Here is a 19,570-nt window from a genome sequence, read left to right as displayed (position 1 = left end):
GGGAGGCTGGCATGCTGGGCAAGGTCAATCACATCGCAATCGCCGTGCCGGACCTCGCGGCGGCAACCGCCTCCTATCGCGATACGCTCGGAGCGGTCGTTTCCGCGCCACAGTCGCTTCCCGAGCACGGGGTCACCGTCGTGTTCGTCGAACTGCCGAACACCAAGGTCGAACTTCTCGAACCGCTCGGCGAGGCATCGCCGATCGCTGCCTTTCTGGAAAAGAACCCATCCGGCGGCATGCATCACATCTGCTACGAGGTCGCCGACATTCTCTCCGCCCGCGACCAGTTGAAGGCGGACGGAGCAAGGGTGTTGGGAGACGGCAATCCGAAGACCGGCGCCCATGGCAAGCCGGTGCTCTTCCTGCATCCGAAGGATTTCTTCGGCACGCTGATCGAACTCGAGCAGGTGTGACAAGAGGGCGCTGCGCGCACCTTTGAAACCCGAATGCCGTCGGGCTATAAGGCGGCAAATGGAGGAGACTTTCCGTGCCCTGGTTTTCGATCTTTGCCGTCTACTTCATCATCTGGTGGCTGACGCTGTTCATCATGCTGCCGATCGGCATGCGCAGTCAGGCTGACGAAAATGACGTGACGCTGGGCACGGTCGAAAGTGCGCCCGCGCATTTCCGCTTCTGGCGCGTGATGCTGATGACGACCGTGGTCGCGGCGCTGATCAACGGTGTGTGGTGGATCGCCTCGGGCTATTTCGGGATCAGCATCGATTCAATCCCGCGTTTCGTACCGGTTTTTGACGAGAGCATCGGCCGCTGAGGCAGGCGTGGGGCAGTGCCTGAAACGAAGGCAAAAAAAAACAAGGCACGAAGCCTTGTTTTTAAGTGTCGCGTGACCTGTTTCCGTTTCCGGGGCTGCGAACGAGCGCGCCGAGATCAAAATCCTCCCAAGACTTTAACCGCGAGATGGCAAAGAATTTAACCTCTCTGCCTGTTTTGTGGGCTGACACTAGCCAAAACTTTAGGCTTTGTCATCCGGTTTTTTGCATTTTTGTTACAGTTCTGGACTTTTTTTGGTATTGACAAAATCGTGATGGACGATCTCGCGCCTTAAACTTCTGGCCGCCAAGAAATGGCCAACCGCCTCCAGTAAGTTGTTGATTACATTGAATGCGATTTCACGTCAATTGTATCGTTTCATTTGCTGGCGCGTCAGGTGCCCCATTCTTGACGGGCGTCATTTGCGGGCCTGAAAGTGGGCTTTGAGGCGAAACATGACGGTGATGCGACAGGCCCGGGGCAGGGCGGTGTTTCTGTCGCAGGCGATCGTGGCAGGTTATACGCCGAACTCTCGTCAAATCGCGTCTGGCCGGCAGCCTTGCCGGGTTTCATTCTCGCCCCGAAGCGGCTATGAAAGCGCCAAATTTGTAGCTCAAATGCGCGATTCCCGAGCAGTTCGGGGAAAGCATTGTTTTGGAACCTGAAGCCCATGCGTCTGTCCCGCTATTTTCTGCCTATCCTGAAGGAAAATCCCAAGGAGGCCGAGATCGTCTCCCACCGCCTGATGCTGCGCACCGGCATGATCCGCCAGCAGTCGCAGGGCATCTATTCCTGGCTGCCGATGGGCAAGCGGGTCCTCGACAAGGTGAACGCGATCATCCGTGAGGAACAGAACCGTTCCGGCGCCATCGAGCTCCTGATGCCGACGCTGCAGTCGGCCGAGCTCTGGCAGGAAAGCGGCCGCTATGACGACTACGGCAAGGAAATGCTGCGCATCAAGGACCGGCAGGACCGGCCGATGCTCTATGGCCCCACCAACGAGGAAATGATCACCGACATCTTCCGTTCGTCGGTCAAGTCCTACAAGAGCCTGCCGCTCAACCTCTACCACATCCAGTGGAAGGTCCGCGACGAGATCCGTCCGCGCTTCGGCACCATGCGCTCGCGCGAATTCCTGATGAAGGACGCCTATTCCTTCGACCTGACGAAGGAAAGCGCGATCGAGTCCTACAACAAGATGTTCGCCGCGTATCTGCGCACCTTCGACCGTCTGGGTCTGCGCGCCATTCCGATGCGCGCCGATACCGGCCCGATCGGCGGCAACCACAGCCACGAGTTCATCATTCTGGCCGATACCGGTGAATCCGAAGTGTTCTGCCACAAGGACTTCGTCAATTTCGACATTCCGTCCGCCGACACCGATTTCAACGATGCGGAAGGCCTGCAGGCGATCTTCGACAAGTGGACCTCGGTCTACGCCGCGACGTCGGAAATGCACGACGAAGCCGCATTCGACGCGATCCCCGAAGGCGACCGCCTGTCCGCACGCGGCATCGAGGTCGGCCACATCTTCTATTTCGGCACGAAATATTCCGAGCCGATGGGCGCGAAAGTGCAGGGACCGGACGGCAAGGAACACCTTGTCCACATGGGCTCCTACGGTATCGGCCCGTCACGCCTTGTTCCCGCCATCATTGAAGCCTCGCATGACGACAGTGGAATCATCTGGCCGGCCTCCGTCGCGCCGTTCGATGCCGTGCTGATCAACATGAAGCCCGGCGACCAGCTTTGCGATACAGCCTGCGATAAGCTTTATCAGGCATTGTCGAATGCGGGTAAGGACGTGCTCTACGACGACACCGACGAGCGCGCCGGCACCAAGTTCGCCACGGCGGATCTGATCGGTGTTCCGGTGCAGGTGATTGCCGGACCGCGCGCCCTTGCCAATGGCGAGGTCGAGCTGAAGGACCGCAAGACCGGCGCCCGCGAAACCATGACCGTGGAAGCGGCGCTGAACAAGATACTGGGCTGAAGGCCGCCTCCGGCCTTTTGGGAGTTGTCTGAATGACGAGCATGACGGCCGAAGAAACCTCGACCGAAGCCGCCGGCAAGGGAAATGCCAACCGTCCGTTCTCCGCCTTCGAGCGGATGGTGGCATGGCGTTATCTGCGGGCCCGCCGCAAGGAAGCCTATATCTCGGTGATCGCCGGCTTTTCCTTCATCGGAATCATGCTCGGCGTCGCCACCCTCATCATCGTCATGGCGGTGATGAACGGCTTCCGCACCGAGCTCATCTCCAAGATCCTAGGGCTCAACGGCCATATGATCGTCCAGCCGATCGACCAGCCGCTCTCCGACTATGTCGACCTCGCCAAGAAGTTCGAGGCGGTCGATGGCGTGACGATGGCGCTGCCGCTCGTCGAAGGCGAGACGCTGGCGTCCGGCAAGCAGGGTGCTGGCACCGGCGCGCTGGTGCGCGGCATCAGTGCCGACGATCTCTCCAAGCTCAAATCCGTTTCCGACAACATCAAGTCGGGCGACATGGTCTCCTTTGCCGCCGGCGACGGCGTGCTGATCGGCTCGCGGCTTGCCCAGCAGCTGGGCCTCTTCGTTGGCGACAGCATCACGCTGATCTCGCCGGAAGGCGACGTGACGCCGATGGGGGTCACGCCGCGGGTGAAGACCTACAAGGTGACCGGCATCTTCGAGATCGGCATGTCGGAGTATGACTCCTCGATCATCTTCATGCCGCTGAAGGAAGCGCAGCTCTACTTCAACGCCGAGGGCCTGGTGCAGTCGATCGAGATCTTCGTCGACAATCCGGACAATGTCGGCGATCTGCGCCCGAAGATCGAGGAGGCCGCTGGCCGCCAGGTGTTCATCACCGACTGGCGCCAGCGCAACCAGACCTTCTTCTCCGCCCTGCAGGTGGAGCGCAACGTGATGTTCATGATCCTGACGCTGATCGTCATCGTCGCGGCGCTCAACATCATCTCCGGCCTCATCATGCTGGTGAAGGACAAGGGCCACGACATCGCCATCCTGCGCACCATGGGCGCGACATCCGGCGCGGTGATGCGCATCTTTTTCATGACGGGTGCTGCGATCGGCACGGTCGGCACCTTCGCCGGCGTCGTGCTCGGCGTCGTCGTCTGTCTCAACATCGAGTCGATCCGCCAGTTCTTCTCCTGGGTATCCGGCACGGTTCTCTTCGATCCGGAGCTCTATTTCCTGAGCAAGCTGCCGGCCGACATGAATGCCGGCGAGACGATCGCCGTTGTCGTCATGGCGCTGGGGCTCTCCTTCCTGGCGACGATCTTCCCGGCCTGGCGCGCATCCCGGCTCGATCCGGTCCAGGCGCTGCGCTACGAATAAGGATACGTTTTCCTCCATGAACAACGACATCGCATTGCGCCTTGAGGGCATTTCCCGCAGCTACGGGCAGGGCGACGCCGTCCTGTCGATCCTGAAGGGCGTCGACTTCTCGCTGAAGCGCGGCGAAACCGTCGCGCTGGTGGCGCCGTCCGGCACCGGCAAATCGACGCTCCTGCAGATCGCCGGCCTGCTCGAGCACCCGGACGAGGGCGACATTTCCATCAATGGCATCTCCTGCACGCACATGTCGGACGACCGGCGGACGGCCGTGCGCCGCAGCGATATCGGCTTCGTCTACCAGTTCCACCACCTGCTGCCCGAATTCTCGGCGCTTGAAAACATCATGATGCCGCAGCTGATCGCCGGCCTCGACAAGAAGGAGGCGGCCGAGCGCGCCAGCCAGCTTCTCGACTACATGCGCATCGGCCATCGCGGCTCGCATCGCCCGGCGGAGCTTTCCGGCGGCGAGCAGCAGCGCGTCGCGATCGCCCGCGCGGTTGCCAATGCCCCGATCGTGCTTCTGGCCGACGAGCCGACCGGCAACCTCGACCCCGAGACCGCCCATTACGTTTTCGACGCTCTTGAGGCGCTGGTCCGCCAGTCCGGCCTTGCCGCCATGATCGCTACCCACAACCACGACATCGCCGCCCGCATGGACCGCTGCGTGACGATCGAGGCGGGGCAGATCAAGGAACTTTGAGGCGGTTTTGCGCTTCCGGTTCATGCGGTTAGGCGCTGATCCGGAATCAGTTTGCGAGGCCCGTCAGGGGGCTTTCTTCCTGTGGGAAGCCTGACACTTACGGGTTGAGCCCGCAGGCCTTCAGGCCCGTTTCGTCCTGCCAGTCCTGAAGCGTTATGCGCTTCGCCTCCATCGTCACTGGCTTGCCTTCCGCCACACCCTTGCCGGACAGAAGATTGAGGTCGCAGGATCCGTTCCGCTCGGTATCCAGCGTGTCATAGTATTCATAGGTGTAGCCGGCGACGACGAAGGAGCCGTCGCGATAGGCGAGCGTCAGCACCTGCCGCCAGCGGTCGCGGCCGACGGCGTCGTTGTGCGTGGTCACCGTGATGGAGCCGGCTGCCGTCGCCTTGATCGACGGCTCCTGTCCGTAGATGCCGTCATCGCCCGCCGGCGCATTTCCCCAGACCTTGTCCGGCACGATTGCCGCCGGCATCAGCAGGTCGCCCTCGCCGTTGCGCAGATAGATGCCGATGCCGATCTCGCCGGTAACACTTTCCTCCGCCCCATCGGTAGATGACACGAACAGGACGGCGAGGTCGCTTGCCCCGTCCTTGTTCCAGTCGCCGACGACCGCATCGACGATCCGGTCGGCCGCCGCCGCAGGCGTGGCGGCGATCCCTGCAACGAGGAGCAAACAGAGGGCGGTGGTGGGCAGGCGCATGGTGGGCTCCGGGCAGGGGAATGTTGACCTCAGAAAAGCACATCCAAAAAAGTGGCAAAAGGGTGTTGACGCGAGAACTAAAATAGAACATAAAAAGAACAGATAGGAAAAGGAGAGGGAAATGTCATACTTCATCAAAGACGTAGCAGCATTTGCATCGATTTCCGTGTTTCTGGCTGGCTTCGCCGCCATCGTCATGTCGGTCTGATCGGGGCCGCATTCTCTTCTGGAAATTGACACCATCCGGGCGCGCGGTTGTGGACATCGGGCGCTCACCGGCAGACAATCCGGCGATTGAAAGAATCGTCTGGAAGGTGACATGTCGGAAGCGGGAAGCGGAACGAAATCGGATGGTCTGACGCAGTCTGTCGGACCCGGGTTTGTGCACTTGCGGGTGCATTCCGCCTATTCGCTTCTGGAGGGCGCCCTGCCGCTGAAGAAGATCCTCGGCAAGGCCATTGCCGACGAACAGCCGGCGATCGCCATCACCGATACCAACAATCTCTTCGTGGCGCTCGAATTTGCCCAGAAGGCATCGGGCGACGGGTTGCAGCCGATCATCGGCTGCCAGCTCTCCATCGACATGGAGGACGGGCAGGAGACCGAGCGGCGCGGCAACCAGGCGTTGGCGAAGTTGCCGTCGATCGTGCTGCTCGCCGCCGACGCCGAAGGCTATGAACGGCTTGTGGACATCGTCAGCCGCGCCTATCTCGACGGCGAGAGCAATCATGCCGTCCATATGATGGCCTCATGGCTTGAGGAACTCGGCACCGGCGGGCTGATTGCGCTGACGGGTGCCAGCGGCGGGCCGATCGACATGCCGTTGAAGGACAGCCATGCGGCGGTTGCCGAAGCCCGGCTCCTGAAGCTGAAGGCTCTGTTCGGCGACAGGCTCTATATCGAGCTGCAGCGCCAGCGCGGCTACGACAAGCGGCACGAGAAGCGGATGATCGATCTCGCCTATCGCCACGACATTCCGCTGGTCGCCACCAACGAGGCGTTCTTTCCGTCTCCGGACGATTACGACGCGCATGATGCGCTGATGGCGGTCGCACACAATGCCATCGTGTCCGACGACCGCCGCTTCCGCCTGACCCCGGATCATTATCTGAAAAGCCGCAAGGAGATGATGCAGCTCTTTGCCGATATTCCGGAAGCGCTCGCCAATACGGTCGAGATCGCCAGGCGCTGCTCGTTCATCCTGAAAACCCGCAAGCCGATCCTGCCGCGCTTCACCGGCGCCTCCGACGATCCGGAAGAGGCGGAACGGGCGGAAACCGAGGAACTGAAGCGCCAGTCGCGCGAAGGTCTCGATAGCCGGATCGCGGCGCTCGGCATTGCGCCGGGCTACACCGAGCAGGATTATCGCGAGCGGCTGGAATACGAGCTCGGCATCATCGAGCGGATGAAGTTCCCGGGCTACTTCCTCATCGTTTCCGACTTCATCAAATGGGCCAAGCAGCAGGACATCCCGGTCGGCCCCGGCCGTGGTTCGGGCGCGGGCTCGCTCGTCGCCTATGCGCTGACGATCACCGACGTCGATCCGCTGCGCTTCTCGCTGCTCTTCGAACGCTTCCTCAATCCTGAGCGCGTGTCGATGCCCGACTTCGACATCGACTTCTGCCAGGAGCGCCGCGAAGAGGTGATCCGCTACGTGCAGCGCAAGTATGGCCGCGAGCAGGTGGGGCAGATCATCACCTTCGGATCGCTGCAGGCCCGCGCGGCGCTGCGCGACGTCGGCCGCGTCCTGGAAATGTCCTACGGCCAGGTCGACAAGATCTGCAAGCTGGTCCCCAACAATCCGGCCAATCCGACACCGCTGCACAAGGCGATCGAGGAAGAACCGAAGCTGCAGGAGGCCGCCGCCGAAGAGCCGGTCGTCGCCCGCCTTCTCGAAATCGCCCAGAAGATCGAGGGCCTCTACCGCCACGCCTCGACGCATGCCGCCGGCATCGTGATCGGCGACCGGCCGCTGTCGAAGCTCGTGCCGATGTACCGGGACCCGCGCTCCGACATGCCGGTCACCCAGTTCAACATGAAGTGGGTCGAACAGGCGGGCCTCGTGAAGTTCGACTTCCTCGGCCTGAAGACGCTGACGGTTTTGAAGACGGCGGTCGATTTCATCGCCAAGCGCAAGATTTCCGTAGACCTGCCATCCGTTCCGCTCGACGATCCGCCGACCTACGAGATGCTGTCGAAGGGTGACACGGTCGGCGTGTTCCAGGTGGAAAGCGCCGGCATGCGCAAGGCGCTGATCGGCATGCGGCCGGACTGCATTGAGGACATCATCGCGCTGGTGGCGCTCTATCGCCCGGGCCCGATGGAAAACATCCCGGTCTACAACGCCCGCAAGCACGGCGAGGAGGAGATCGCCTCCATCCACCCGAAGATCGACTACCTGCTGAAGGAAACCCAGGGCGTTATCGTCTACCAGGAGCAGGTGATGCAGATCGCCCAGGTGCTGTCGGGCTATTCGCTCGGCGAAGCCGACCTTCTGCGCCGCGCCATGGGCAAGAAGATCAAGGAGGAGATGGACAAGCAGCGCGCCCGCTTCGTTGACGGCGCGGTCGCCAACGGTGTCTCCAAGCCGCAGTCCGACATGATCTTCGACCTGCTGGCGAAGTTCGCCAACTACGGTTTCAACAAGTCGCACGCCGCCGCTTACGCCATCGTCTCCTACCACACCGCCTATCTGAAGGCGCATTATCCGGTCGAGTTCCTGGCGGCGTCGATGACGCTCGACATGTCGAACACCGACAAGGTCAATGACTTCCGCCAGGATGCCAAGCGTCTCGGCATCGAGGTGATCGCCCCGTCGGTGCAGACCTCGTTCCGGCATTTCGAGACGGGCGAGAACCGCATCTACTATTCGCTCGCGGCCATCAAGGGCGTCGGCGAAGCGGCCGTCGACCACATCGTCGCGGTGCGCGGCGACAAGCCGTTTGAAAGCCTCGAGGATTTCTGCCTGCGGATCGACCCGAAGCAGATCAACCGCCGCGTTCTCGAAAGCCTGATCTATGCCGGCGCTTTCGATTGCTTCGGCCACGACCGGGCGGCGCTCGTCGCCGGCCTCGACCGGATCATTGGCTATGCGCAGAGCGCGCAGGAGGACAAGGTCTCGGGGCAGGGCGGCCTGTTCGGCCTTGGCGGCGGCGGCGGACCGGAAAAGATCGTGCTACCGGCCTTCAACCCCTGGCTCGCCTCCGAACGGCTGATGAAGGAATTCCAGGTTCTGGGCTTCTACCTGACCGCCCACCCGCTCGATGCCTACCAGCCGGTGCTCGACAAGATGCGGGTGCAGAATTTTGCCGATTTCTCCGCCTCGGTGAAGCAGGGCGCAACTTTCGGCCGGCTCGCCGGCACTGTCATCTCGCGGCAGGAGCGCAAGACCCGCACCGGCAACAAGATGGGCATCGTCACCTTCTCCGATGCCTCCGGCCAGTATGAGGCGGTGCTCTTTTCCGAAGGCCTGAACCAGTATCGCGACTTGCTCGAATCGGGAAAGTCGCTGGTGATCACGGTTGCCGCCGAAGAGCGCCCCGAAGGCATCGGTTTGCGTATCCAGACCGCACAGTCGCTGGAGGAGAAATCCGTGCAGATGCAGAAGGCGCTGCGCGTCTTCGTGCGCGACAGCGGCCCGTTGAAGACCGTGGCGGCGCATCTGAACGCCAAGGGCGACGGCCTCGTCTCCTTCGTCGTCATCAAGGACGACGGCAAGCGGGAGGTGGAGGTGGAGCTGAACCAGCGCTACCGCATCTCGCCGGATATCGCGGCGGCATTGCGGGCAGCGCCCGGCGTCATCGATGTGGAACTGGTCTGATCCGGTCGGCGATCGCCGGAATTGAATCTGAAATCAGCGATTTGCCGACCGTTCCTGAATCAGGCTCTCAAGCCCTTGAATCACATTGTGAAGGCGGAGGCGATCAGGTCTCCGCCTCCGTATCCCGGCGTCTCGTCAGATAGAGAACGGCGATCGCCCCCATCATCACCACGGCGGCTGCGGCAAGCACGCTGCGGAAGTCGAACAGGCTGGCGATCAGGCCCATGCCGGTCGTCGCCGTCATTGACCCCAGGAACAGGCTGTTCATGTAGAGCGACGTCGCCCGGCCCAGCCGTCCGCGCGCAAACCCCTGGGCGAACATGATCGCCACGCCGGCGAAGATGCCGAAATAGAGCCCCTCGACGAAGGCCGCCACCATCATCATTTCGACGGAAGCAGTGATGTCGTAGAGAAAGAACGCCGCAAAGCCGCCGGCGCTGGAGAGAAACAGCGCATTGCGCCGGCCGATCGCGTTGGTCAGCGCCGGCGATCCCATGATGGCGATGATTTCGGCTGCACATTTCAGCGTGAAGGACAGGCCGGGCGTATAGGCCGGCAGGCCGAGTTCCTGGGTGAGGTAGAGCGGCAGCGTGGCGCTGCACAGCGTCGACGACAGCGAGAACAGGAAACAGAAGATCGCCGCCGCCCAGAGTGCCTTGTTGTCGAACCAGGCGCGCCAGCCGCCGATCAGCGGTCGACCGACCGCGGAGGTGATGAAATCGCGCGGCAGCGCGAGGAAGCTGGTGATCCAGCCGGCAAGCGCCAGGATGAAGACGAAATGGAAGACCGCGACGCTGCCGAAGCGGTCGGCGATCAGGTAGGAGCAGGCGGGGCCGAACATCCAGCCGGTCGAGGTCATGGTCCGCATCAGCGCGTTGTATCGGGCGAGCGGCAGGCCCTCGCGCTCGGCATAGAGCCGCCCGAAGATGAACATCGACGAGACGCCGGCGCTCGAAAACGCGATGCCCGGCGCCGAGATCAGCAGGAGGATCGCATAGGACTGGTGGAGCGAGAGCACGGCGCTGGAGAGAACGATCCCGCCCGCCGAAATCACCATCATCGGGAAGATCCGGACGCTGCGGTCGATCCGCTCGCCGAAATAGCGCGTGCAGGCCATGGTGAGCAGGCTCGCGGTGATCGCGTAAACGCTGATCGCCCACGGCGCCATGTGCAGGTCCTCCACGATGAAATATCCCATGAAGGGAATGATCGCGGAGTTGCACAGCGAGCTGATCAGCATGGCTAGCAGGATCAGTACCGGCTGACGGCCAAATACGGAGGGCATGACGGCAGTTCTTCTTAAAATGCGAAGTCAAGGAAGCGAGAAGACGGCGGAATGAGGAGGGAATGCGATCCAGGCCACTCCGGCCCGGTCGTCTGGATGGCCGGGCGAGTCCGTGGATGATCATAATACGACCATGCCGCATTCAAAGCCGCATTTTAAGGCAAGCTTACGGAATTGGCGTCGGGGGACCTTTTTGCAACAGCTTGGGGTTGTCGCCGGTCCCGCGTCGCATTCGGCCGATGCCGATCAGCCGCCCTTCGTTGCGGGCGGCTGGCGCACCGTGGTCACGAAATCCGTGCCCGGACCGGTGTTCATTTCATAGCCGGTGTCGGCGATGGTCAGCGACAGGCCGGGGACAACCATCGCCGCGATCTTCTGGCGGATGTCGTTGGGAATGGTCAGGCGGTCGAGCACGCGCTTGGCGGCGTCCGGCGCCGATGCATCGGCTTCCTTGGTGAGGCCGAGCCGTTCCATCGTTTTTGCGGGCAGATGATTGGGCAGCGTCAGCGCGTTCCACTCCGCGGCGCCATTGGCGGCATCGACACCGATCACTTCAAGGAAATGCGTACCGAGTGCCGTTTGCGGGTCGCGGATCGCGATGGGAGCGGAAAAGACCTCGGTAAAGTTCTGCCGTGCGACGAGCTGCCCGCGCGGGGGCACTTTCCGACCGGCAGCGTCATAAAGCGCCTGCAGCACGGCGTCGGACAGCAGTTCCGGCTGCGGCCCGATCTGGTGGGCGGTCTTGAACTGGTTGACGGCGTCCACGGTCTTGCGTCCGATCTGGCCGTCGGCCGGACCGATGTCGTAGCCGAGTTCGGCGAGAAGCGCCTGCGCATCGCGCGTGTCGTCGGCCTTGCTGCGCCAGGTGATGAGGATCCTCAGCGGTGCCACGTCGGGCAGGGGAGAAGCCGTGAATTCCGGCTTCGGCAACGCGCCGGTGACCGGCCCGTTCATCGCGATCTCCACCGGTGCCTTGCCGTCCAGAGGGACGGTCGGCCGCAAGGTCGCGTCGGACAGCATCTGGACGGGGCGGTCGAGATTGAAGAGCACGGGATGGCTGATCGGCGCGGGCGCGACCGGCGCTTCCGAGATGATGACATGCGTCCCGCGGGCGGTCATGCCGAAGAGCTCCTTGGCGAAGGCGCGCGGCATGCGCACGCAGCCATGCGAGGCCGGGTAGCGCGGCACATGGTTCGATTCGTGCAGGGCGACGCCCGACCAGGTGATGCGCTGCATGAAGGGCATCGGCGCGTCGTCATAGAGATTGGACCGGTGGAACTTCCGTTTCTCAAGGATCGAGAAGATGCCCGCCGGCGTCGTGTGGCCGGCCTTGCCGGTGGAGACATTCGAGGTGGCGACCGCCTTGCCGTTCTCGTAGACGGTCAGGCTTTGCGTCTGCTTCGAGACGATGATCTGCAGCACGGCATTTTCGGCTGCCAGAGCCGGGGAGGAAAGGCATGTGGCGGCGGCAAGGAAGCCGGCGACGACCGCAAGAGACAGACGCATGAACAGGAACCTCTATTCGGGATCGGTTCAAGCGTAGGAGTGGTGGTTTAAGAAAGTTCAACCGAAGCGGCCGAGCAGAGGCATTTGAGCCGGGTGAAGCGGCAAATCCCGCAATTGAGGTAAATTTTAAGTAAAGGATTGCGCTACTTGGTGCGCCCGCCGCCGGGGCTCTTCCCGGTACCGAACGTGTAGCCGGTTTCCACGGTCGCCTTGCCGAATTTCGCGCGGATCTTGTCCATTGCCGCTTCCGCCGCCGCGCGGCGGGTCGATTGCGCATCGATAAGGTCCGGCGGATCGGCCCGCTCGGCATCGGAAAGGTCGCTGACGCCGATGCCGATCAGGCGAAAGCGCGTGCCGTCGGTCTCCTTTTCGAGCAGGCTGAGCCCGGTGCGGAATATCCGGTCGGCAAGCTGGGTCGGGTCTTCCAGCTGTCGGTTGCGGGTGCGCAGCTTGAAATCGGCCGTCTTCAGCTTGAGCACCACCGTCCGCCCGGCGATCTCGCCGGTCTTCAGCCGCCAGGCAACGCTTTCCGATAGCCGACGCAGGATCGGCACCAGTTCGTCGAAGGAGGAGACATCCTCGAAGAAGGTCGTCTCGGACGAGACACTTTTGGCGCCTTCGTTGAGGTGCACCTTGCGGTCGTCGATGCCGCGCGACAGGCGATAGAGCCGCTGCCCTATGACACCGTAGCGGCGCATCAGGTCGTTTTCCTCCATCTGCTGCAACTGGCCCACCGTGCGGATGCCGTCCTTTTCCAGCGTCGCCGCAAAGGCCTTGCCGACGCCCCAGATGGTGGTCACCGGACGCGGGGCGAGGAACTCCACTGCCTCCGCCTGTCCGACGACGGAGAAGCCGCGCGGCTTCTGCAGGTCGGAGGCGACCTTGGCGAGGAACTTGCAGTAGGAGAGGCCGACGGACACCGTGATGCCGATCTCGCTCTCCACCCGCTTGGCGAACTTCGCCAGCGTGCGCGCCGCCGGATCATGGTGCAGCCGTTCGGTGCCGGCCAGGTCGAGAAAGGCCTCGTCGATGGAGATCGGTTGCACCAGCGGCGTCAGGTCCAGCATCATCTGCCGGATCTCCTTGCCGACGCGGCTGTATTTTTCCATGTCCGGCCGGATGACGACGGCATTGGGGCAGGCTTCCAGCGCCTTGAACATCGGCATTGCGGAACGCACGCCATGGATACGGGCGATGTAGCAGGCGGTCGAGACCACGCCGCGCTTGCCTCCGCCGATGATCACCGGTTTGTCGGCGAGCTCCGGATTGTCCCGCTTTTCCACCGACGCGTAGAAGGCGTCGCAATCGATATGCGCGAGCGACAGCCGGTTGATCTCCGGATGATAGACGAGCCGCGGGCTGCCGCAGGCATGACAGCGCTTCCGTCCGGCGGGAAGGCCGGTCAGACAGTCGCGGCAGAAACCTGGATACTCTTGCGCCTGCATCATCCGAAAAGAACAAATGTTGAACATCCTTAAGTTACGCCGTAAGCTCGCGAGTCTCAAGGGCTGCTTTCAAGGTGGAAGAGGGATGCGAATGACCGGCAAAACGAGGGTAGCGCATCCGCTGACGGCGGAGCGGTGGCCGGACTTCGAGCGCCTCTTCGGTCCGCAGGGCGCGTGTTATGGATGCTGGTGCACCTATTTCCGCATCCCGTCTTCGCAGCGCAAGTCATACGATGCCGACGCCAAGAAGGACTTCATGCGGACGCGGGTCGAGGCCGGTCCGCCGCCAGGTGTCCTCGGTTATCTCGATGGCGAACCGGTTGCCTGGGTGCAGGTCGGGCCGCGCCTGGAGCTGCCGCAATGGAACAGCCCACGCACCGTTTCGAGGCCGTTGCAGGAGAGCGATGCCGTCGACCCCGGCATATGGGCTGTCAGTTGTTTCTTCATGGCCTCGCGCCAGCGCGGCCATGGGCTCAGCCACTGGATGCTTGAGGAGGCGATCGCCTTCGCGAGAGAGAACGGTGCGCGACATCTGGAGGCTTGCCCGATCGAGCGCACCAAGCAATCGAAATCCGTCGGTCTCTATGTCGGCTCCAAAAGGATATTCGATGCTGCCGGTTTTGCGGAAGTCGCGCGCCGCAAGGAGGGCAGGCCGCTGATGCGGCTCAGCCTGTCTTCGGCGCCGCACGGCCCTGCATCGACTGGAAATGGGAACGGATGATCGTCTCGGCCGCGCTCCAGTCTTGCGCCGGGACCACGCCGTCGCCTGCGGGCGGCGCGAAAGCGAACACCGCCGCCGGAGGTTTCAGATGAATGAGCAGGCATTCGGGCACATGCTCGGCGACGGAGGCGAGATTGCGCGCCATGTCGTCGAGAAAGACGACGGGCTGGTCGCGCCCGGCATGCAGCCGCTCGACGACCGGTCCCTTGGCGGCTTCTGTGGCGATCATTGGAAAGCGGAGGCCGAACCGGTCGAGCAGCGCGCGCCGCGTCTCGGCATAGACCGGCGGCATCGCCGTCAGGAAGACGATGTCGGCCGTCTTCGAGAGAGAATACAGCGTCTCGCAGGCCGTGTCGAACGGACGCTGCCAGTCACTTTGCAGCCTGTAGAAATCGCGAATGAGCGCCGTGACGCGGCTGTCGTCGACAACGCTGCCGTCATCGATGGAGACGATATTGCCATGCAGGCGGAAGGAACGGGGGAGGTGTCGATGGCCGAGGCTTTCGAGATAGAGATTGAACGGATCGATGAACTGCAGCACGACATCGTCGATGTCGCTGACGATCAGCGGCCGGTCGGTGAGCCGGATGTCGCTCGGGTCTGCGGTCAGCGTCACGGCTGGAAATCGCCACGTGCGCCGGTGTCGTTGCCGAAGGCCCGGGCAGCCGCGACGACTGTCTCCGGCCGCGTGCCGGTCTCGCTGCAGAAGGCCATCAGGCTCGGCTCATGGTTCATCAGGAATTCGATCAGGGCGGCGAAGAAACCGGGCTTGGCGGCTGCCTCGCGCAGCTGGTCGGCCTTCATCCCGGACAGTGCAAGGAAGCGCCCAAGCATATCGGGTTGGGCCGCCAGCCAGGATAGTACGGCGATAGCGGTTTCCTGCGGGTCGGCGGAGACATTGGGATCATTCTTCATTTCTATTTCCAAGTTACCTATTTCTCAACCAAATCAAACTACCATTGCAAATTCAGGAGCCGGAAAACAGCGCGGTGAGCTGCAAATTGTTCGCGGTACCTCCCGACAGGGGCAAAGGAAGCTTGGAATGCCGAAGAAGGTAATGATCGTAGAAGACAACGAGCTCAATATGAAGCTCTTCAAGGATCTGATTGAAGCTTCCGGCTACCAGACGATTCAGACACGCAATGGCATGGAAGCCCTTGATCTTGCTCGTGAACACCGGCCGGACCTCATTCTCATGGACATCCAGCTTCCGGAAGTTTCGGGGCTTGAAGTCACGAAGTGGCTGAAGGAGGATGACGAGCTGCATGTGATTCCGGTGATTGCGGTCACCGCCTTCGCCATGAAGGGCGATGAGGAGCGCATCCGTCAGGGTGGCTGTGAAGCATATATCTCAAAACCAATTTCCGTTCCGAGATTTCTCGAAACGATCAAGACCTATCTCGGCGACGCTTGACGGTCACGTGACAATAGGGGTTGGAAAGCGAAGATGACGGCACGAATTCTGGTGGTTGACGATATTCCGGCGAACGTGAAGCTGCTCGAAGCGCGGCTGGTCGCGGAATATTTCGAGGTTCTGACTGCCGAAGACGGGATGACGGCGCTCGAGATCTGCGACCGGACCCATGTCGACGTGATCCTTCTGGACGTCATGATGCCCGGCATCAACGGCTTCGAGGTCTGCGAACGGCTGAAGGCAAATCCCAGGACTGCGCATATTCCCGTCGTCATGGTCACGGCGCTGGATCAGCCGGAAGATCGCGTGCGCGGCCTGAAGGCCGGGGCCGACGACTTCCTGACCAAGCCCGTCAACGACCTGCAGCTGATCTCCCGCGTCAAAAGCCTCGTTCGCCTGAAGACGCTGACCGACGAGCTGCGCGCTCGCGCCGAGACCGCCCAGCATGTGGGCATCGCGGACGTGCTGCGGGCCGGCGACGGTCAGCTGGAGGACAAGGGTCGCATCATGGTCGTCGACGGCCGTGGCAGCTCGCAGGAACGATTGGTGCGCAATCTGCAGCCGATCGCCGAAGTCCATTCCATGTCCGATCCGCAGGCGGCACTGTTCGAGGCGGCAGAGAACACGTTCGACCTGATCATCGTCAATTCCAACTTCGACGACTATGACCCGCTTCGCCTGTGCTCGCAGCTTCGCTCGCTCGAACGCACCCGCATGATCCCGCTTCTGATCATCACGGAGCAGGGCGACGAGCAGATGATCATCCGGGCGCTGGAACTCGGCGTCAACGACTACATCGTCCGTCCGGTCGATCCCAATGAACTGGTTGCCCGCAGCCTGACCCAGATCCGCCGCAAGCGCTATAACGACCGCCTGCGCGCCAACGTAACGCAGAGCATCGAACTGGCGGTGACGGACGGTCTCACCGGCCTCAGCAACCGCCGCTATCTCGACAATCACCTCAAGGTGCTGTTCAACCGCGCGCTCGTGCGCGGTCGCCCGATGTCGCTCTGCATCACCGACATCGACCGCTTCAAGCTGGTCAACGACACCTATGGCCACGATGCCGGCGATGAAGTGCTGAAGGAGTTCGCCTCGCGCATCCGCTCGGCCGTACGTGGCGCCGATCTCGCCTGCCGTTACGGTGGCGAGGAGTTCGTCATCGTCATGCCGGATACACCGCGCGAGGTCGCCGCCCTGGTCGCAGAGCGGCTGCGCGTTGCGGTCGAAAGCAAGCCCTTCACGATCAGGAGCCGCGACGAGGAGGTCAGCGTCACGGCATCCGTCGGCATCTCGACCACGACGCCGGCCCTGTCCGGTCCGGAAGAGCTCCTCAAGCTCGCCGACCAGGCGCTGTACACGGCGAAGAACAGCGGTCGCAACCGTGTGGTCGAAGCTGCCTGACGGCCGGTAGCCATTCAATCAAAGTATAATAGAGGGTGGTCTTCCCGCCATCTGGCAGGTCCGGATTCGGCAGCGATTCCGTATCGGACGATCGGCCCGGGGCGATTCTAAAGGCCGTTCCAGGCAATTCCTGAAGGCAGATGCCGAAAAAACAGTCACAGACTGTGGATATCTGCATATTTTTCCGGGCCGCATGGAGCATGCGCTAGCTTAGTATAGTTCTAAAAAGGCTGGAGGATTCAGGATATCAATGCCTATTTCTCAGTCTATTTTCACCACTTGAGTCTCTCAGTGCGAATATTTTCCAATTTTAGAAGATTTTAATGTGCATTCGCGCCCATGAATTTCGGATTTATTGTTTCAATTCAATCGAAGATCAGTTTTTGTCTTCCGAAACGTATTTCAAACTCGGAAATTGCCGTGCACAGGTTATGCACTAGTGATTCTTCGATTGCTTGGCGTATGCCTTGCGCGAAACTTGAAAAATACTCAGAGTATTGATCTATCAAATAATTTTAGTATTGTGTTGCTCATATACACGGGCCCCAAAGGGCCGATGGTTACCCCATGATGCTCAGGTCCGCCGCATCTCCTGGGTCGTGGGGCTGGTCAGCTGGTGATGCACAAGCGGTTCCTCGTGCCGCGCATTGCCAGCTGACCCTCTTATTGAAGACCGCTGCCCGCAAGGGTGGCGGTCTTTTCAATTGCGGACTTGTACAGGATTGAGCAACCGGTGCCGGGTTTGCCGCGGGCAACAAAAAAAGCGCCAGCCTGAAGGGTGGCGCTTTCCCGGTGAAAACCGATCAAGCAGATTACTTGATCTTGGTTTCCTTGAACTCGACGTGCTTCTTGGCGATCGGATCGTACTTGGTCTTCGTCATCTTGTCCGTAAACGTACGGCTGTTCTTCTTGGTGACGTAGAAAAAGCCCGTGTCAGCGGTCGACAGCAACTTGATCTTGATGGTGGTAGCTTTCGCCATGGTAGTCCTGCCTTATATAAAAATGAAGCCGTGGACAGCCGGTACGGGTCCACGGCGAATTCTGGCGCGAAACTACAAATCGACGCCGAAAAGTCAAGTCCGTTTTGGTCTAAAAAGCAAACGGAGCAGGGATAGCACCACGTATAGTGCGAAGAATCCCGCGATTGCCCAGGCAAAACCGCTATTTCCGCCGATATCCATCGATGCGCCGATAACCTGTGGGCCGGCCACTGTACCGACCGCGTAGCAGAAGATGAAGGCCGCATTCGCCGCCGCCAGGTCCGATCCGCGCAGTCGCGCGCCCATGTGACTGAGTCCCACCATGTAGAGGCCGGACACGCTGCCGCCCCAGAACAGCAGCACCGCGGCCATCACAATCCAGTTGTGGGTCAGCAGCGGCAACGCCATGGCGCCGATGAGGCCGATCAGCGCCAGCAGTGAGAGCAAGCTGCGCTTGTCGCGAATCTTGTCGGACAGCAGCCCGATCGGGATCTGGAAGACCACGTTGCCGATTCCCATGATCGTCAGCAGCAGCGCCCCTTGTGCTTCGCTGAAGCCGGCACGCGTCGCGTAGATCGGGAAGAGCGACAATCCGCCGGCCTCCACCGCGCCGAACACGAAGACGGCAGCCGTGGCCGTCGGCACGAGGAAGATGTAGCGGAAGAAATGCATTTCCGGCTTTTCGTCGAGTCGCGGGCTTTCGGCGCGGGCGATGAAGATCGGCACCGCCGACAGCAGGATGGCGCCGCCCGCCACCAGGAAGGGCAGGATGCCTTCGCTGCCGAGCAGCGAGTATAGCAGGGGGCCGATCGCGAAGCCGAGTGCCAGCAGCGTTGCGTATATGCCGAGCACCAGCCCGCGCTTTGTGGGCGGCGAGGCGGCGTTGATCCAGAACTCGGAGAGGATGAAGAGCGTCGTGATCGCGCCGTGGAAGAAGAACCGTAGAGGAAACCACAGCCAGAAATTCTCGACGTAGTAAAAGCCGAACCCGGAGATCGTGGCGACCGCGACGGCAAACAGCATGATGCGCGCGACACCGAAGTCGTGGGCGAGCTTCGTGGTGATCGGGGCGGCAGCCATGGAGGCGAGGCCGGCCATGGCCGTGTTGAGCCCGATCAGTGTCGAGGGGATGCCGCGCTTTTCCAGGATGATGCTCAAGAGCGGCAGGCCGAGGCCGATGGCAATGCCGACCGAGGTGATCGACGCAACTGCGGCAATGAGCGATGGCCAGCGTATCTTGTCGGGGAACCCTGTCCCCGCGGTCTGCTCGGTCATCGGGGTGTCCTCATCCAGCCTGTTTGTCGCCGGCGGCAAGGCGCCGATGCACGGGGTCGGCAAGCGTTCGATGGTCCGGCAGCATAGGTCATGTCCCCCTTAAAGATGCAGATGGGTCCGATACAATCGACCCGTCTGGTCTTCCATCCCGCGATGTCAGGGATGTACAGCCAAGAAATGGCGCGAAAGTCAAGCTGTTATAGTGTT

The 19,570-nt window shown here is 61.7% G+C and carries 17 protein-coding genes; 9 read left to right on the top strand and 8 right to left on the bottom strand.

Annotation, left to right across the window (positions count from 1 at the left end; genetic code table 11):
* The first annotated feature begins 11 nt into the window (after positions 1–11).
* The 5 genes from mce (at position 12) to ACU5AZ_RS03045 (ending at position 4,810) form a co-directional block, all read left to right on the top strand.
* On the top strand, positions 12–416 hold the full coding sequence (mce, locus tag ACU5AZ_RS03065; protein WP_446824576.1) for a methylmalonyl-CoA epimerase: 405 nt from the start codon (positions 12–14) through the stop codon (positions 414–416).
* 74 nt (positions 417–490) lie between these two features.
* Complete coding sequence (locus ACU5AZ_RS03060) at positions 491–775, top strand: DUF1467 family protein (RefSeq protein WP_446824575.1); 285 nt, start codon at positions 491–493, stop codon at positions 773–775.
* A gap of 669 nt (positions 776–1,444) precedes the next feature.
* Positions 1,445–2,767 (top strand): proline--tRNA ligase, encoded by a 1,323-nt coding sequence (gene proS, locus ACU5AZ_RS03055; protein ID WP_446824574.1) that lies wholly within the window; start codon positions 1,445–1,447, stop codon positions 2,765–2,767.
* A 41-nt stretch (positions 2,768–2,808) separates the two neighbouring features.
* Positions 2,809–4,110, top strand: coding sequence for a lipoprotein-releasing ABC transporter permease subunit (locus ACU5AZ_RS03050; RefSeq protein ID WP_446826096.1), 1,302 nt, complete (start codon positions 2,809–2,811; stop codon positions 4,108–4,110).
* Positions 4,111–4,126: 16 nt separating this feature from the next.
* Positions 4,127–4,810 carry an ABC transporter ATP-binding protein gene (locus tag ACU5AZ_RS03045; RefSeq protein WP_446824573.1) on the top strand — a complete coding sequence of 228 codons (684 nt, stop codon included), beginning with the start codon at positions 4,127–4,129 and terminating at the stop codon, positions 4,808–4,810.
* Positions 4,811–4,907: 97 nt separating this feature from the next.
* On the opposite strand, the gene ACU5AZ_RS03040 is transcribed toward ACU5AZ_RS03045, so the two are convergent.
* Complete coding sequence (locus ACU5AZ_RS03040; RefSeq protein ID WP_446824572.1) at positions 4,908–5,513, bottom strand: hypothetical protein; 606 nt, start codon at positions 5,511–5,513, stop codon at positions 4,908–4,910.
* Positions 5,514–5,832: 319 nt separating this feature from the next.
* Here ACU5AZ_RS03040 and dnaE point away from each other — a divergent pair, with 319 nt between their 5' ends.
* Entirely contained in the window at positions 5,833–9,333 is a 3,501-nt protein-coding gene (gene dnaE / locus ACU5AZ_RS03035) for a DNA polymerase III subunit alpha (RefSeq protein ID WP_446824571.1), read from the top strand.
* A 103-nt stretch (positions 9,334–9,436) separates the two neighbouring features.
* On the opposite strand, the gene ACU5AZ_RS03030 is transcribed toward dnaE, so the two are convergent.
* The 3 genes from ACU5AZ_RS03030 to ACU5AZ_RS03020 form a co-directional block, all read right to left on the bottom strand.
* Entirely contained in the window at positions 9,437–10,618 is a 1,182-nt protein-coding gene (locus ACU5AZ_RS03030; protein ID WP_446824570.1) for an MFS transporter, read from the bottom strand.
* A 246-nt stretch (positions 10,619–10,864) separates the two neighbouring features.
* On the bottom strand, positions 10,865–12,124 hold the full coding sequence (locus ACU5AZ_RS03025; RefSeq protein ID WP_446824569.1) for a L,D-transpeptidase: 1,260 nt from the start codon (positions 12,122–12,124) through the stop codon (positions 10,865–10,867).
* Positions 12,125–12,267: 143 nt separating this feature from the next.
* Entirely contained in the window at positions 12,268–13,572 is a 1,305-nt protein-coding gene (locus tag ACU5AZ_RS03020) for a DNA polymerase IV (protein WP_446824568.1), read from the bottom strand.
* Positions 13,573–13,660: 88 nt separating this feature from the next.
* Here ACU5AZ_RS03020 and ACU5AZ_RS03015 point away from each other — a divergent pair, with 88 nt between their 5' ends.
* Entirely contained in the window at positions 13,661–14,290 is a 630-nt protein-coding gene (locus ACU5AZ_RS03015; protein WP_446824567.1) for an N-acetyltransferase family protein, read from the top strand.
* On the opposite strand, the gene ACU5AZ_RS03010 is transcribed toward ACU5AZ_RS03015, so the two are convergent.
* Together ACU5AZ_RS03010 and ACU5AZ_RS03005 are read right to left on the bottom strand one after the other, a co-directional pair.
* Positions 14,235–14,906: a hypothetical protein gene (locus tag ACU5AZ_RS03010; RefSeq protein ID WP_446824566.1), complete on the bottom strand. Its 672-nt coding sequence runs from the start codon at positions 14,904–14,906 to the stop codon at positions 14,235–14,237. The genes ACU5AZ_RS03015 and ACU5AZ_RS03010 overlap by 56 nt on opposite strands.
* Positions 14,903–15,217, bottom strand: coding sequence for a DUF3572 domain-containing protein (locus tag ACU5AZ_RS03005; protein WP_446824565.1), 315 nt, complete (start codon positions 15,215–15,217; stop codon positions 14,903–14,905). The genes ACU5AZ_RS03010 and ACU5AZ_RS03005 overlap by 4 nt, the downstream gene beginning before the upstream one ends.
* Before the next feature lie 115 nt (positions 15,218–15,332).
* Between ACU5AZ_RS03005 and ACU5AZ_RS03000 the strand changes: the two genes are divergently transcribed.
* Together ACU5AZ_RS03000 and ACU5AZ_RS02995 are read left to right on the top strand one after the other, a co-directional pair.
* Complete coding sequence (locus ACU5AZ_RS03000; protein WP_446824564.1) at positions 15,333–15,704, top strand: response regulator; 372 nt, start codon at positions 15,333–15,335, stop codon at positions 15,702–15,704.
* 33 nt (positions 15,705–15,737) lie between these two features.
* The gene (locus ACU5AZ_RS02995; RefSeq protein WP_446824563.1) at positions 15,738–17,108 is read left to right on the top strand and encodes a PleD family two-component system response regulator; all 1,371 of its coding nucleotides are present in this window, start codon (positions 15,738–15,740) and stop codon (positions 17,106–17,108) included.
* Between the two features lie 812 nt (positions 17,109–17,920).
* Here the strand turns inward: ACU5AZ_RS02995 and rpmG are convergent.
* Together rpmG and ACU5AZ_RS02985 are read right to left on the bottom strand one after the other, a co-directional pair.
* Positions 17,921–18,088, bottom strand: coding sequence for a 50S ribosomal protein L33 (gene rpmG / locus ACU5AZ_RS02990; RefSeq protein ID WP_261930441.1), 168 nt, complete (start codon positions 18,086–18,088; stop codon positions 17,921–17,923).
* A gap of 93 nt (positions 18,089–18,181) precedes the next feature.
* The gene (locus ACU5AZ_RS02985; RefSeq protein WP_446824562.1) at positions 18,182–19,363 is read right to left on the bottom strand and encodes an MFS transporter; all 1,182 of its coding nucleotides are present in this window, start codon (positions 19,361–19,363) and stop codon (positions 18,182–18,184) included.
* Positions 19,364–19,570: the final 207 nt, after the last annotated feature.

This window comes from Rhizobium sp. PAMB 3182, from assembly GCF_052908355.1.
This window is presented reverse-complemented; position numbering and strand designations above follow the sequence as displayed.

Coding starts and splice junctions, on each gene's coding strand:
- mce (WP_446824576.1), top strand. CDS start 12: ATGCTGGGCAAGGTCAATCACATCGCAATCGCCGTGCCGGACCTCGCG.
- proS (WP_446824574.1), top strand. CDS start 1,445: ATGCGTCTGTCCCGCTATTTTCTGCCTATCCTGAAGGAAAATCCCAAG.
- ACU5AZ_RS03050 (WP_446826096.1), top strand. CDS start 2,809: ATGACGGCCGAAGAAACCTCGACCGAAGCCGCCGGCAAGGGAAATGCC.
- ACU5AZ_RS03045 (WP_446824573.1), top strand. CDS start 4,127: ATGAACAACGACATCGCATTGCGCCTTGAGGGCATTTCCCGCAGCTAC.
- ACU5AZ_RS03040 (WP_446824572.1), bottom strand. CDS start 5,513: ATGCGCCTGCCCACCACCGCCCTCTGTTTGCTCCTCGTTGCAGGGATC.
- dnaE (WP_446824571.1), top strand. CDS start 5,833: ATGTCGGAAGCGGGAAGCGGAACGAAATCGGATGGTCTGACGCAGTCT.
- ACU5AZ_RS03030 (WP_446824570.1), bottom strand. CDS start 10,618: ATGCCCTCCGTATTTGGCCGTCAGCCGGTACTGATCCTGCTAGCCATG.
- ACU5AZ_RS03025 (WP_446824569.1), bottom strand. CDS start 12,124: ATGCGTCTGTCTCTTGCGGTCGTCGCCGGCTTCCTTGCCGCCGCCACA.
- ACU5AZ_RS03020 (WP_446824568.1), bottom strand. CDS start 13,572: ATGATGCAGGCGCAAGAGTATCCAGGTTTCTGCCGCGACTGTCTGACC.
- ACU5AZ_RS03015 (WP_446824567.1), top strand. CDS start 13,661: ATGACCGGCAAAACGAGGGTAGCGCATCCGCTGACGGCGGAGCGGTGG.
- ACU5AZ_RS03000 (WP_446824564.1), top strand. CDS start 15,333: ATGCCGAAGAAGGTAATGATCGTAGAAGACAACGAGCTCAATATGAAG.
- ACU5AZ_RS02995 (WP_446824563.1), top strand. CDS start 15,738: ATGACGGCACGAATTCTGGTGGTTGACGATATTCCGGCGAACGTGAAG.
- rpmG (WP_261930441.1), bottom strand. CDS start 18,088: ATGGCGAAAGCTACCACCATCAAGATCAAGTTGCTGTCGACCGCTGAC.
- ACU5AZ_RS02985 (WP_446824562.1), bottom strand. CDS start 19,363: ATGACCGAGCAGACCGCGGGGACAGGGTTCCCCGACAAGATACGCTGG.